General features: G+C 44.1%; 13 protein-coding genes. All 13 read right to left on the bottom strand.

The window, feature by feature from the left end:
- Positions 1-153 precede the first annotated feature (153 nt).
- Entirely contained in the window at positions 154-3693 is a 3540-nt protein-coding gene (gene mfd, locus BK139_RS20215; protein WP_076262389.1) for a transcription-repair coupling factor, read from the bottom strand.
- Between the two features lie 425 nt (positions 3694-4118).
- The gene (fin, locus tag BK139_RS20210; protein WP_076262387.1) at positions 4119-4349 is read right to left on the bottom strand and encodes an anti-sigma-F factor Fin; all 231 of its coding nucleotides are present in this window, start codon (positions 4347-4349) and stop codon (positions 4119-4121) included.
- A gap of 130 nt (positions 4350-4479) precedes the next feature.
- Positions 4480-5040 carry an aminoacyl-tRNA hydrolase gene (gene pth, locus BK139_RS20205; protein ID WP_076262385.1) on the bottom strand — a complete coding sequence of 187 codons (561 nt, stop codon included), beginning with the start codon at positions 5038-5040 and terminating at the stop codon, positions 4480-4482.
- Between the two features lie 485 nt (positions 5041-5525).
- Positions 5526-6176 (bottom strand): 50S ribosomal protein L25/general stress protein Ctc, encoded by a 651-nt coding sequence (locus tag BK139_RS20200; RefSeq protein WP_076262383.1) that lies wholly within the window; start codon positions 6174-6176, stop codon positions 5526-5528.
- 160 nt (positions 6177-6336) lie between these two features.
- Entirely contained in the window at positions 6337-7293 is a 957-nt protein-coding gene (locus BK139_RS20195) for a ribose-phosphate diphosphokinase (RefSeq protein ID WP_035332965.1), read from the bottom strand.
- Between the two features lie 44 nt (positions 7294-7337).
- A complete protein-coding gene (gene glmU, locus BK139_RS20190; RefSeq protein WP_076262381.1) occupies positions 7338-8711 on the bottom strand; it encodes a bifunctional UDP-N-acetylglucosamine diphosphorylase/glucosamine-1-phosphate N-acetyltransferase GlmU in 1374 nt (457 codons plus the stop codon).
- 273 nt (positions 8712-8984) lie between these two features.
- On the bottom strand, positions 8985-9275 hold the full coding sequence (gene spoVG / locus BK139_RS20185; RefSeq protein WP_009336662.1) for a septation regulator SpoVG: 291 nt from the start codon (positions 9273-9275) through the stop codon (positions 8985-8987).
- Between the two features lie 166 nt (positions 9276-9441).
- Positions 9442-9816: a RidA family protein gene (locus tag BK139_RS20180; protein WP_076262379.1), complete on the bottom strand. Its 375-nt coding sequence runs from the start codon at positions 9814-9816 to the stop codon at positions 9442-9444.
- Positions 9817-9840: 24 nt separating this feature from the next.
- The gene (gene purR, locus BK139_RS20175) at positions 9841-10659 is read right to left on the bottom strand and encodes a pur operon repressor (protein WP_076262377.1); all 819 of its coding nucleotides are present in this window, start codon (positions 10657-10659) and stop codon (positions 9841-9843) included.
- 59 nt (positions 10660-10718) lie between these two features.
- Positions 10719-11588 (bottom strand): 4-(cytidine 5'-diphospho)-2-C-methyl-D-erythritol kinase, encoded by an 870-nt coding sequence (gene ispE, locus BK139_RS20170; protein WP_076262375.1) that lies wholly within the window; start codon positions 11586-11588, stop codon positions 10719-10721.
- 318 nt (positions 11589-11906) lie between these two features.
- Positions 11907-12080, bottom strand: a complete 174-nt coding sequence (locus BK139_RS20165) for a small, acid-soluble spore protein, alpha/beta type (RefSeq protein WP_026041722.1) — start codon at positions 12078-12080, stop codon at positions 11907-11909.
- A 121-nt stretch (positions 12081-12201) separates the two neighbouring features.
- Complete coding sequence (gene veg, locus BK139_RS20160; protein WP_009336667.1) at positions 12202-12465, bottom strand: biofilm formation stimulator Veg; 264 nt, start codon at positions 12463-12465, stop codon at positions 12202-12204.
- A 309-nt stretch (positions 12466-12774) separates the two neighbouring features.
- Positions 12775-13659 carry a sporulation peptidase YabG gene (gene yabG / locus BK139_RS20155; protein WP_076262373.1) on the bottom strand — a complete coding sequence of 295 codons (885 nt, stop codon included), beginning with the start codon at positions 13657-13659 and terminating at the stop codon, positions 12775-12777.
- Positions 13660-13709 lie beyond the last annotated feature (50 nt).

Here is a 13709-nt window from a genome sequence, read left to right as displayed (position 1 = left end):
GTTATATACGTGCACAAAAACTTTTTCTCGTAGATGTTATTCATTCCATTTCCGGATAAACATTCCAAATGGTCCTTCACTTAAAAATACCCTCATCAGAATGAGTTAAACATTACTAATGTTTCATTTTATTGACAGGGCTGTGTCCACGAATTACGCAGTTGGATGTTCTTGTTCCTTTTTCGCTTCCTGCATTCCTTTAATCACTTCGTACGCAATGTTGAGCCATTCATTTGTTTTGACGCCTTTAATATGGAGGACTGCTTTCAGCTTCTTCCCATCCATGCCCAGGCCGATCATCCGGCCGTATTTGCTGGTGATCTGGAAAATTTTCTGGCCGTCTATATGTTCGCTGGCCTTTTCGGATAAAAGAATCAGCACTTCCTGTTTGGATTGCTTCACTGTCTCGACTCCTGCCAGTTCACCATAAGCCTTCATTTCGGCAATCTGGAATAAGTAGCCTACCTCATCCGGATATTCGCCAAAACGGTCGATCATTTCATCCTGAAGCTCTTCTACATCTTCAAGAGAGGAAATGCCGCGGAATCGCTTATACATTTCAATTTTCTGATGGCCATCAGACAAGTAGAAATCAGGAATATAGGCATCAACATCCAGATCGATTTCAATTTTAGCCGGCTTTTCCTCGATGCCATCCAGCTTATCTTTCCGTTCTTCAATCGCTTCTTTCAGCATTTGCGAATACAGATCAAAACCGACGGAGTCGATAAATCCATGCTGTTCGGCTCCAAGCAGATTGCCGGCACCCCTGATGGATAAATCCCGCATGGCAATCTTGAACCCTGAACCGAGCTCCGTAAATTCCTTTATGGCCTGAAGCCGCTTTTCAGCTACTTCTGTTAATACTTTATCTTTTCGATACGTAAAATACGCGTAGGCAACCCTGTTGGAACGGCCAACCCGGCCCCTGAGCTGATAAAGCTGGGACAGACCCATTTTGTCTGCATCATGGACAATCAGCGTGTTGACATTTGGAATATCTACGCCTGTTTCAATAATCGTTGTGCTGACGAGAACATCGGACTCGCCTTCAAGGAAGCTTAACATAACAGATTCTAACTCATTTTCCGTCATTTTCCCATGGGCATATGTTACCCTTGCATCTGGAACCAGCATGGATATTTCCTCGGCTTTTCGTTCTATATCCTCCACCCGGTTATATAGAAAATAGACCTGTCCATCCCTCGCCAGTTCTCTTTCAATGGCTTCACGAACCAGTGCACCGTTGTATTCCATCACATAGGTCTGAACCGGGAATCGGTTTTCAGGCGGTGTTTCAATAACTGAAAGGTCACGAACGCCAAGCATTGACATATGAAGGGTTCTCGGGATTGGCGTGGCTGTCAGGGTAAGGACATCCACATTGGTCTTAAGCTGCTTGATCTTTTCTTTATGTGTCACGCCAAAGCGCTGCTCTTCATCAATAATGAGCAGGCCTAAATCTCTATACTGGATATCCTTTGATAAAATCCGGTGTGTGCCGACAACTACGTCAATAGTCCCTGCCTTTAAGCCCTTAAGCGTTTCGGTCTGCTGTTTTTTTGTTCTGAATCGGCTTAATAGCCCAATTTCGATTGGGTAATCCTGGAATCTCTCTCTCATCGTTTCATAATGCTGCTGAGCCAGGATCGTCGTCGGAACGAGGATGGCAACCTGTTTTCCATCTGCAATTGCCTTAAAGGCAGCACGAATGGCCACTTCTGTTTTCCCATAGCCCACATCTCCGCATAATAAGCGGTCCATCGGGCGCTCCCTCTCCATATCCTTCTTAATTTCATGGATGGAGCGGATCTGGTCCTCTGTTTCCTGGTAAGGGAAGGCCGCTTCAAACTCTCTTTGCATATCCCCATCCGGATTGAAGGCAAATCCTTTTGATGCCTCGCGCTCTGCATAAAGCTTGATCAGATCATCTGCAATATCCTGAACAGATGATTGAACCTTCTTCTTAACCCTCTTCCAGTCGTTTCCGCCCAGCTTATAAATTTTAGGCTCTTTTGCTTCGGAGCCGACATATTTCTGGACAAGATCAATCTGCTCCACCGGCACATACAGCTTGTCGCTGCCCTGGTAGCGGATATGGAGATAATCTTTATGGACTCCATTAATCTCAAGGGTTTCAATCCCCAGGTATTTTCCGATCCCGTGATTGACGTGAACGACATAGTCCCCAACCTTCAGTTCGGAATAGCTTTTGATTCTTTCCGCATTTGAAAGCTTTTGCCTGCGGGCCTTCTTTTTCGTCCGTTTGTTAAAAAGCTCTTCTTCCGTAATAACGGCCAGCTTTTGCCCTGGAAGCTCAAAGCCGGTCTGCAGACTGCCCTCTGTAATTTGGATTTTCCCTGTTAAAACCGGGTCCTTCTCACTCACAAACGCCGCTTCAATCTCGTAGTCTTCAAGCACTCTCTGCAGTTTTTTGATCCGCTCTTCATCAGGGCCCAGGAATACGACCGAATATCTGCCTTTTTTCCATCTGTCCAGCTCGCTTTTCAGCACATGCATCTGTCCATGGAAATTCTGCATCTGTTTACAGGTGACATTAATGATGTTTTGCGGGTTGGTATTCGGTACATGTCTCAGGAACAGAGACATATACGTGATCGGATGCCTGGAGCGGTGCAGAAACTCTTTTAAAGTGTGGGATACCTTCACATCATGAATGATCTGGCCCTCGCCTAAGAGACTTGTATACCACTCAGCCTCCTCCTTATCAAGGGAGTCGTTCATTTCCTGAACACGGCTGATTTCATCAATGAAAATTAAGCCATTGGCAGGGAGATAGTCTACTAAACTACTTCCTTCCTCAAAGGCAAACGAAAGGTATTTAAAAAGCTGTTCAGGCTTGTTCCCCATTCGCAGCTGTTCTAATTCATAGCCAACATTCTGGGCAAGCTGCGTTTTCGCTTTATCGTCTTTCAATTTTTTCAGGCTTGATCCCAGGCCTTTTTCCAGTTTTTCAATTATGGTCTCGAAGTGCTTTGAATCAAGAGGGATTTCAGTTGCCGGGCCAATTGAAATCTCGGTTAGTTTTTCTTTTGATCTCTGATCCTCCAAAGAAAAGGTCCGGATCGAATCCACTTCCGTATCAAACAGCTCAATCCTTACCGGGTCTGCTTCAGTCAGTGGATAGATATCAATGATTCCGCCCCTGACACTGAATTCTCCTGGCGAAGAAACCATCTCAGAACGGACATAGCCCATCTGAACAAATCTTTTTAATTGATCATCAGTCAAATCATCGCCTATTTTTAAAGACAGCTGGTATTGTGTCCAGTGGTTTGGAGGCGGAAGAATTTTTCTTAGCCCGGCCATCGGGACGATCATGATACCTGTCTTATGTGTACTCCAATAATTTAAAGCCTCAATCCGCTGGGCCTTTAACTCGGGGCTTGCAATCCCCATTTCAGCTGCGATCAATTCATTGGCAGGATACAAAAACACTTCTGAATCTCCTGCCAGATTGACGATATCATCATATAGCTTCTGTGCCTGCAGAAGGTTATGCGTTACAACAAGCATCGGCCTTCCCGATTGCTCATATATGGAAGACAAAAACAAGGTGCGTGCCGATCCTGATAAACCGGCAAGCATCTGCTCCCTCAGTCCTTCCTCAATGCCAGACAAGATGGAACTTACATCATCCTGCCGGCTAATAATCTCTTTAAGACCAAACATGAAAGCCCCTCCTATAAGAAAAGCGTAAGCGCCTTGCCCACCCCCGACTCCTCGAGGGGGTAGGCGCTGGAGCTAGACAGTTCTCGAAGTTAAAAGTTATATTTTCTTATCTTTTTAGAAAAGCGCAAGCTCCTTGATCACCCCCGACTCCTCGAGGGGGGCAGGCGCTGGAGCCAGACAGTTCTCGATATTCAAAAATTCATTTATTTTAAAAAAGCGCTCCGGCAGTTTAACCGCCAAAAGGCAGATGTCATTCCAGGCCCCATTGAGCCAGAGAACTGACAGTCTGCAAAATCCATTTTCCTATCATTAATCTTACTAAATAAAATAAGGATCCAACAAGAAACTATAGAACGGTTTCTATTAAATTTGATGATGCCTCAAAACAGAAATAGAAAAACGCTTTGGATTGCCTCCAAAGCTTGTTAATGAATAATAAAGTCCTGCTGATGATAATCCGGATTGCGTTCAAGTGATTCCTGGCAATCCTCACAGATCGCTCTTACATGCATATCTCCTGATTGATCATACGAGATCATCTCCTGACGTTCCTGATCGTTTAGCTTATGGAAGCCAAGCTGCTCTGAGTAAACAGAGCAGTTCTCTATTGAACCAATCTTTGTTCCGCAATGACGGCAATGATAATGAATAGCCATGCCTGTCCCTCCCGTTAAACTGTCCATATATCCTAGTATGGACTCCGGGCAGGGAACTTATTCACGCATCCGGCGCTGCCGCCAAAGGTGAGATACATTATTCTATGAAAAGATTAATAAAATATGAAGATTATTGGTTAAAATCGTTCATAACCTGTAAAAATGGTTTTCTGAACCATTCCTCACAGGCATCTGCGCACTTTTTAGCCGTTTCGTCCATGATGGCCTGTTCTTCTTTCGTGAAGCGGCCGAGCACATAGTCCGGCACCTTCATGCCGCTTGGCGGACGGTCGATCCCCACTCGGATTCTGTTAAACTCCTGTGTTCCCATATGTGCGATGGTCGATTTGATTCCATTGTGGCCGCCGGCGCTCCCTTTTTGGCGGAGCCGAATCTTGCCCACTGGAAGATCCAGATCATCATAGATGACTACAAGTTCATCATCATTAATCTCGAAATAATCCATAACAGCGCGGATGGACTCTCCGGATAAATTCATATATGTAAGAGGCTTAAGCAAAAAGACTTTTTCCCCGTTCACATACCCTGTGCCAAATACGCCTTTCAGCTTGGCCTGATTCAGAGGAATATTCAGCCGGTCCGACAAAACATCAATCACATCAAAGCCAATATTGTGCCTCGTTTTATCATACTGCTTGCCGGGATTCCCCAGCCCTACAATTAATTTCATTTTCTCACCCCATATTAGAAAAGCGCAGGTTAGCCCGCGAATTACCGGGCGTGTGCGCTGACTTAATCTATTCTCTTTTTTATTATAGTAGAAAGTGTGTGGTTCGGTAAGAAGATTCTGGTTTGATGCGTTCTGACTCTGCGGGTTCTTTTTTCGGTCTCTGTGTCCGAAGTTGAGTCGGGTTCGGACTCTGCGGGCGCGTTTCCTGCTTTTTGTGTTCGAAGTTGGACCAGGTTCCGACTCTACCAACTCGTTTCCCGCTTTTTGTGTCCGAAGTTGGGCCAGGTTCTGACTCTAACAACCCGTTTCCCGCTTTTTGTGTCAGAAGTTGGACCAGGTTCTGACTCTAACCACTCGTTTCCCGCTTCCTCTGTCCAAAGCTGCCCCAGGCTGTGCAAAGCCGTGCAAATGCAAGCTCATTTCAAACCCAAGCAAACAGGGGCTTGCCATAATGCAAAGCCCCTGTAAGAATAGCTTCCCTGAGCTTATTCTTCGCCTGATTTATCTTCATCTGCTGTTGTTTCTCTGCCTTCTTCATTTTCAGGTGTTCCCGCTTCCTGTTCTTCACCGCTGTTGATTTCTTCTTCCTGTCTTGGAGGAAGGATGGAAGCGATAACCGTGTCTTCTTCATTGTTTATTTCATAGCCGCGATTTGCTTTGATATCGGCGACTGTCAGGGTCTCATTTACCTGGAGGTTCGTTACATCCACTTCAACAGAGGATGGAATATTATTTGGTGTCGCTGTGACTGAGACTTCATGCATAGATTGCTGCATCACGCCTCCATCTTTCACACCTGCTGCATCTCCAGTTAAGACGACGCGTACATCTGCCGTCATTTCCTTGTTCATGTCTACCGCAAGAAAGTCGGCATGGACAATTGCATTTCTAATCGGATTGGATTGGTAGTCACTAAGCACCACTTCATGCTTGCTTCCATCCACATCCAATGAAAATACGCCATTTCTGCCTACTTCCTTTATCGTCTTCAGAAAATCGGCTTCGCTTAAGTAGATTGATTTGCTTTGCAGCTTTGAACCATACACAACGGCCGGAATATTCCCTTCCTTGCGCAGTGAAGTTAAGTTAGAGTTGCGTGAACCTTTTCTTTCTTTTGCCTGCAATACAGCTGTCATAAATACGTCCCCTTCCTCATTTTAAAAATAGTCTTGTCTATATAAAAAAATGCCCTAAAACGAGGAAGTCTAAACGTTTTTGTTTTTTACAGATTTATTATTTTCAGAAAGAACGTAAATCAGGCTTGCTTTGCAGCAAGCCTGGGCAGTTATTTTATAATCAATCAAACAGAGTGCTGACAGATTGCTCTTCATGAACGCGGATGATCGCTTCACCGATTAGCGGTGCTACGGAAAGTTCGACAATCTTGTCTGTTTTCTTCTCTTCTGGAAGAGTGATTGAGTTTGTCACAACCAATTCTTTGATGGTTGAGTTTTCAATTCTTTCGATGGCAGGTCCGGATAGAACCGGGTGTGTACAGCATGCATACACTTCTGATGCACCGTTTTCGATCAGGGCATTTGCTGCTAATGTAATCGTTCCGGCAGTATCAATGATATCGTCGATTAAGATGGCCGTTTTTCCATCGATGTTCCCTACAATGTTCATGACTTCAGCCACATTTGGTCTTGGACGGCGCTTGTCAATGATGGCAATCGGCGCTTTTAAGCGATCAGCCATTTTACGCGCACGTGTTACACCGCCGTGGTCAGGTGACACGATTACGATGTCGCCATCCATCATTTTGTTCTTAAAGTAATCAGAAAGGATTGGCACACCCATTAAATGGTCGATAGGAATATCAAAGAATCCTTGAATTTGCGGCGCATGCAGGTCAAGTGTAATCACACGGGTTGCACCAGCAGTTTCCAAAAGGTTTGCTGCAAGCTTAGCTGTAATCGGCTCACGCGCTCTTGCTTTACGGTCCTGGCGGGCATAGCCATAGTAAGGCATTACGATGTTGATGGTCTTGGCAGATGCACGCTTAAGAGCATCAATCATGATCAAAAGCTCCATTAAATGCTCATTGACAGGAGAGCTCGTAGACTGGATCACATACACATCGCATCCACGGATGCTTTCTTCAATGTTAATTTGGATTTCGCCGTCGCTGAAGCGCGTTACGGAACATTTACCAAGCTCCACACCAATCACATTGGCGATTTCTGCAGCCAGCTTGCGGTTTGAATTTAAACTGAACACCTTTAAATTTGGATCTAAATACTGGTTTGACATTTTGGGCCTCCATCGATTTATTTCTAACAAATAGAAAGTTCGGTTTATTTCTTAATGTTTAAGTTTTGCGTGTAGTTTTCCTTGTTCACCTGGCGTGCGCGGGCAATTGATAGGGCTTTTCCCGGCACATCTTCAGTAATCGTCGAGCCTGCTGCTACATATGCACCTTCGCCAATCGTTACCGGTGCCACGAGATTGGAGTTGCATCCAATGAATACACCATCTTCGATTTTGGTCAGGTACTTATTTTTGCCGTCATAGTTAACAGTGATTGAGCCGCAGCCCAGGTTAACATCCTTGCCTACTTCTGCATCGCCAATATAGCTCAGGTGAGAGGCTTTGCTTCCTTTTCCGAAAACAGACTTCTTCACTTCAACAAAGTTGCCGATTTTCACTTCATCATGAATATCTGATTGCGGACGAATGTGAGCAAACGGCCCAATATTCACTTGTGAACCGATATGGCTGTCATGTGCTGCAGACTGGCGGATCACTGTGCCTTCTCCAATATGGCAATCAGAAATCTCCGTATTTGGTCCGATCACACACTCAGAACCAATGATGGTATTACCGGAAATGATGGTTCCAGGGTAAAGAACTGTATCAGAGCCAATTTTCACATCCGCACCAATATATGTGTTTGACGGATCGATAATGGTCACGCCGTTACGCATATGTTCTTCATTAATCCGCTGTTTCATGAATGATTCTGCCTGGGATAAGGCTACCCGGTCATTGACACCCAGAGTCTCGCCAAAATCAGCTGTCTGGTAGGCCGTAACGACCTCCCCTTCATTTTTCAGAATCTCAATTACATCCGGAAGGTAATATTCACCCTGCACATTATCATTTGTTACTTTGTTCAAGGCTTCAAACAAAGCCTTATTATCAAAGCAATAAGTCCCAGTATTGATTTCTTTTATCTTGCGTTCATCGTCAGAAGCATCTTTCTGTTCAACGATTTTTTCAACCATCCCCATGTCATTGCGGATCACGCGTCCATATCCGAATGGGTTTTCCGCATGAGCTGTTAAAATAGTCGCTTTGGCAGAAAGCTCTTCATGATGCTTAAAAAGTGCTTCCATCGTTTCATGCCTGATGAGCGGTGTATCTCCGCAGACTACGATGGTCACACCCTCTTTGCCTTCAAGCATTTCGCGGGCCTGCATAACCGCATGTGCGGTGCCCAGCTGCTCCTCCTGAAGAGCATATTTGCTGCTTGATCCAAGCTGCTGCTCCACCATTTCTGCTCCGTGCCCAGTAATCGTGACAATTTCTTTTATGTTAAGCTTTGTAACTTGATCAACGACATGTTGAACCATCGGTTTGCCGCATACAGGGTGAAGTACTTTGTAAAGCTTTGACTTCATTCTTGTTCCCTGGCCTGCGGCTAAAATAACCGCGTATCGATTAGACATTTACAGGCCTCCATTTTAACCTTTTTATCCATAACGAATATATCTTAAATGGGCTCTTATTTCAAGAATTGATGACAAAGTACAAATAATTGTCATTACCATAAACGGTATTTTTTGAAGAAATGGTTTATTTTTATTATAGAAAGGGTAATGGACAGAAAGAAAAAAAGCCCTAAGCACCGCCATTAACTAGGGGTCTTAGAGCTTAATTTTCCCACAGCTGAAATAAAAAAGAGCCTTACTTATGAAGTAGGCCCTTGTTGATTTATTTTCTTAGGAAGCACCGGCTTCTTCAAATTCCACTTCTAATTCACCTAAACGGTGGTACTCGGCTAATACAGCCTCCTGGATTTTACCTCGCGTTCCTGAATTGATTGGGTGCGCGATATCTCTGAACTCCCCATCCGGAGTACGTTTGCTGGGCATGGCTACAAATAAGCCATTATTTCCATCAATCACACGAATATCATGAACAACAAATTCATGATCCAGCGTAATAGATGCAATTGCCCTCATACGTCCATCCGTATTAACGCGGCGTAATCTTACGTCTGTCACTTCCATTCTGTTCACCACCTTTTCGAGAAGATATAATCCTAATTGTATAAATTCAACATATTTCCTGAATCTCCTTCTTTAATTAAAAATATTTTTTGAATATTTTGTTCAAAGATTTTTCCAAATAAAAAACGCCCGTTACATGAACGAGCGAGTGAGCTGCGGTTATTATTTATTTTACAAGGGCTACTACTTCAATTTCCACCAGGGCATCCTTCGGCAGGCGTGCCACTTCCACACAGGAGCGTGCAGGCTTATGGGTGCTGAAATATTCTCCATACACTTCATTGATGGCTGAAAATTCGTTCATGTCCTTGATAAATACTGTTGCTTTTACCACGGTATTTAATGTCGCGCCAGCTTCTTCAAGCACAGCCTGGAGGTTTTTAAATACCTGATGCGTCTGTTCTTTTACATCCCCATCCACCATAACGCCTTCTGCTGTAAGCGGAATTTGGCCTGAGCTGTAGAATAGGTTATTTACGGTGATCCCCTGAGAATAGGGTCCAATTGCTGCCGGTGCCTGATTCGTTTGAATGACTTTCATGAATTCTCCCCCTAAAAAATATGATTATTTTTTAAAATAGTTGCCTTCACTTACATTGATTTTCTTTTCCCTCACATCAACATCAGATAGACGCACAAGAGAAAGGTACTCATCAACCAGCCGTTCTTCTGCTTTTTCCGCCTCGACCAGGACAGCAATGCCCGCCAGATTTGCTTTGAATTCTTCCAGCATACTGACCATGCCATTAACCGTTCCGCCGGCTTTCATAAAATCGTCAATGATCAAGACATTGGATCCCTCTGCCAGGCTTCTTTTCGAAAGAACCATGGTTTGAATCCTTTTAGCCGAGCCTGACACATAGTTAATGCTTACCGTAGATCCTTCTGTCACCTTGCTGTCACGTCTTACGATCACAACGGGCACATTGAGATAATTTGCGGCAGCATAAGCAAGCGGAATCCCCTTTGTAGCTACTGTCATAACCACATCAACGGGCTTATCCGCAAAGGCTGAGGCAAAAAGCCTGCCTGCACGCTGAACAATTAAAGGATCTCCGAGAATGTCAGTCATATAAAGGTAGCCCCCGGGAAGAAGCCTTTCGGGGCTTGCAATTAAGCTGCAAAGCTCGTCCATAAATGGCCGGGCTTCATCATCGGTTACTTTAACATGGAACTTGACGCCGCCTGCTGCTCCGGAAACGGTCTGCAGCGTGCCTATTCCTCTTTGCTCGAATGTTTCTTTGATGATGGCGAGATCTTCACTGATCGAAGACTTGGCAGAACCATACCTTTCTGAAAAGAAAGTTAAGGATACCAGCTGACGCGGATGGTTCAATAAATAATTGGTCATATCTATCAACCGTTCGCTTCTGCGAAATTTCATTGTGGAACCCCCATTTAAATCCGAATATTTTAACGATAATATACCACTAATATACGGATTTAATCAAGCTTATGTCTTTCTCCAAGCATTCTGACCGCAAAAACCTGGTCGCAAAAACCTCTAAGGCCATTATAAATCCGATGCATTCTTGAGTCATGATGCACAAGCCCAAACACGGTTGGTCCGCTGCCGCTCATCAGGACAGCATCCGCACCAAATCGTTTCATCTGGTCTTTTATTTGCAGGACCTCGGGGTGCATATTCAGTGTGACATCCTCGAGAACATTCCCCATGTTCCGGCATACGTCATCATAGCTGCCGGAATTGATCGCTTCGATCATTCCTTCTGTATTTGGATGCTGCACCTGCTCTACATCGAGTCTCCTGTATACATCCGCTGTCGATACGCCGATGAATGGCTTAGCAAGTATGACCCAGCAGGTTGGAGGAGCAGGAAGCTCCTGAATTCTCTCTCCTCTTCCTGTTGCTAATGCAGTGCCTCCGTATACGCAAAAAGAAACATCAGAACCGATTTCCGTCCCTATTTCAGCAAGTTCATCCAATGAAAGCCCCAGACCCCACAGCTTGTTAAGACCTCTGAGGGCCGCTGCTGCGTCACTGCTGCCGCCGGCAAGGCCAGCCGCAACCGGAATCATTTTTTCTATTGTAATGGACACACCTTTTTTTACTTGAAACCGTTCTTTAAGAAGGTGCGCAGCCTGGTATGCCAGATTCCGCTGATCATCCGGAACAAAACGGTTATGAGAGATAATCCTGATCTCATCTTTATCTAAAAGTGTTAATTCCAGGCGGTCTGCTAAATCAATTGTTGTCATTATCATTTCCACTTCATGATAGCCATCTTCCCGTTTATGTAAAACATCTAATGACAAATTGATTTTAGCAGGCGCCTTAACCATGACCTTCAACATTTCCACCTACTTCTTTCCTTTGAATCGGACTCCTGTCCAGCTCCACAAGCGAAGTGCTTTGCCCTGCCGGTTCGTTTCGAAGGGAAAGCCATACCTTCATTCAGTATTGACTTTATTTTACTAGGCAATAAGCGGCGGCTTAAAGCTTTTCTCATAGAGCGTCTCCATTTTTTGTCCTATTTTACCACAAAATAAACATAAAAGCTCAGGTGTCTTGGAATATAGAGGTTATCGCTATTAGAAAGAAGAAATGCCGAGGCATAAGCCTCGGCAGACGCAGTGCATATTAATGCTTAAACATATTCTGTGCGAATGCTATTTGTTAAGAAGGTTCTGCTGTGCGATTTCGATGGCCCGCTTAACCATATTGCCGGCATCTTTCGCACGGATGCCGCCCCAGCCTTCCTTTTGGACCACATCATAAAAGCCGAGCTCTTTCGCAATTTCTTCTTTTAACCCATCTGACATAACGCCGCGTCTTCTGCCCAACATTAACATCCCCTTTCGCACTGCGGTATGTATAGTATGTGAAAGGGTCCTGCTATTTTATGAAAAAGGGCAAACAAAAAGCAGTAAACAAATTGTTCACCGCCCGCTGTCATATATATTATTAGCTTAAAGCAACCTGTCCTGATGTATCTTCATAGAATGTAATTTGAACCGTTTCTGTTAAAACATCCGCATAGCTGTAAGATACCCGTTCAAATGCATTTTCATCCTGATCTAACTCAATCACAAATACTGAAGGATACGTTTCGGCCAGAACTCCTGAGCGTTCAATGGTCTTTCTGCGCCCGCCATTTGCTTTTAGCAGGAGCCTTTTCCCAAGATTTGAATCAAGAGCTTTTTTAATATCTGATAATGTTTTTGCCATTCGGTCCACCTCACTATGTTAAGTATATCACACTGACACAATACTGTCAAACAAAAATATAAATTATAACAGTGTTTAAATTTAAATGTCAATATGTTTTGTTCTACTTTTTCTTCTAATTTTCAACAATTTTAGGATTGCCTTAATTGGAAAAGATTATGTATCGGTTTTAGAAAGCTTATAAGCTTGCCGTTCATTACCTGGGAAATAGACGAATGACCCCTCGCGAAATTTCTCGAAAAATGCTAAATATCCTATTACAAACAAACATAAAAAAACAAGCCGCAAATAATAAAAACGGCCCGCTCATTAAGATTCATTTAATTCTTCGTCATTGTATGGCATTCCTGTTCTCAGTACTCCCCGGGTTTCAATTCCTCCAAGTCCCTTTTCACCTGTCAGTGTATTTCTTAAGATATCCCATAAATTGATTCTTTCCATAAATGGTGTGAGGCTGACTTTCGCCACAATGTATACAGGGTCAAGGGCATGAATATTCACTCTGGAAGGAGAACTGGCAAAGTTGGCTCCAGCATGGATCAGTGATTCGAAATGTGACTGGCATGCTCCGGCAAAAATGACAAGCTGATCAAGATGCGGTACTTTTTTGCGCGCTTCCCTTACCGCCTGCACAAATTCCCTGGAGTGCCTGTAAGCATTGATATCGGATTTTTTTCCCTTTGCCTTTGAATACGCATCATGACCTGTTACAACGAGGATATCCGGTCTGTAATGATCGATGAGCTGTCCGATTTTCATCGGCATTTCCTTTTCACTGCAATGGATCCCTGTTACGGGTATGCCTATTTTTTCATACACACTCAAGCATTTTTTTAAATAAGAAGGATCACCATCCAGATGAAGCACCCTGCCTGGTATCTGAAAATAGTTAAGCGTCTTGCTGTAGCCGTCTGTCACTTCATACTCCTGCTTCTCCCTCAAGAGAGCCACATCCTGCCTGAATAGCTGGAAGGACTGTTCCTCAAGTGACCTGAACTCCTGTTCAAACTTCATCCGCTGCGCCTGGTTGATGACGATTAAATCCTCACAGGGAGCATCCGCTACAAGACGGATATCCTCTCCGAATAATATGGCAATTTTCTTGCCGCCCTGTTCTTTAATATCAATCACGCGGAATAAAATATCACAATGATACGAAATTCTTCCGACGATATCCATCGTATTTATAGTCAATGTCGTCACTCCAATTTCCCGAGAGTAAACACGGTCTGCATCTAAGCTCT

It is taken from the genome of Paenibacillus sp. FSL R5-0490, assembly GCF_001956215.1.
GTDB lineage: Bacteria > Bacillota > Bacilli > Bacillales > Cytobacillaceae > Cytobacillus.
The sequence above is the reverse complement of the archived record's forward strand: the minus strand, read 5'-3'. Positions and strand labels throughout refer to the sequence as shown.

What these genes read in the sequence shown, in the direction of transcription:
- glmU (WP_076262381.1), bottom strand. Translation starts at nt 8,711, where the DNA reads ATGTCTAATCGATACGCGGTTATTTTAGCCGCAGGCCAGGGAACAAGA.
- BK139_RS20195 (WP_035332965.1), bottom strand. Translation starts at nt 7,293, where the DNA reads ATGTCAAACCAGTATTTAGATCCAAATTTAAAGGTGTTCAGTTTAAAT.
- BK139_RS20180 (WP_076262379.1), bottom strand. Translation starts at nt 9,816, where the DNA reads ATGAAAGTCATTCAAACGAATCAGGCACCGGCAGCAATTGGACCCTAT.
- mfd (WP_076262389.1), bottom strand. Translation starts at nt 3,693, where the DNA reads ATGTTTGGTCTTAAAGAGATTATTAGCCGGCAGGATGATGTAAGTTCC.
- veg (WP_009336667.1), bottom strand. Translation starts at nt 12,465, where the DNA reads ATGGCAAAAACATTATCAGATATTAAAAAAGCTCTTGATTCAAATCTT.
- purR (WP_076262377.1), bottom strand. Translation starts at nt 10,659, where the DNA reads ATGAAATTTCGCAGAAGCGAACGGTTGATAGATATGACCAATTATTTA.
- spoVG (WP_009336662.1), bottom strand. Translation starts at nt 9,275, where the DNA reads ATGGAAGTGACAGACGTAAGATTACGCCGCGTTAATACGGATGGACGT.
- fin (WP_076262387.1), bottom strand. Translation starts at nt 4,349, where the DNA reads ATGGCTATTCATTATCATTGCCGTCATTGCGGAACAAAGATTGGTTCA.
- BK139_RS20200 (WP_076262383.1), bottom strand. Translation starts at nt 6,176, where the DNA reads ATGACAGCTGTATTGCAGGCAAAAGAAAGAAAAGGTTCACGCAACTCT.
- pth (WP_076262385.1), bottom strand. Translation starts at nt 5,040, where the DNA reads ATGAAATTAATTGTAGGGCTGGGGAATCCCGGCAAGCAGTATGATAAA.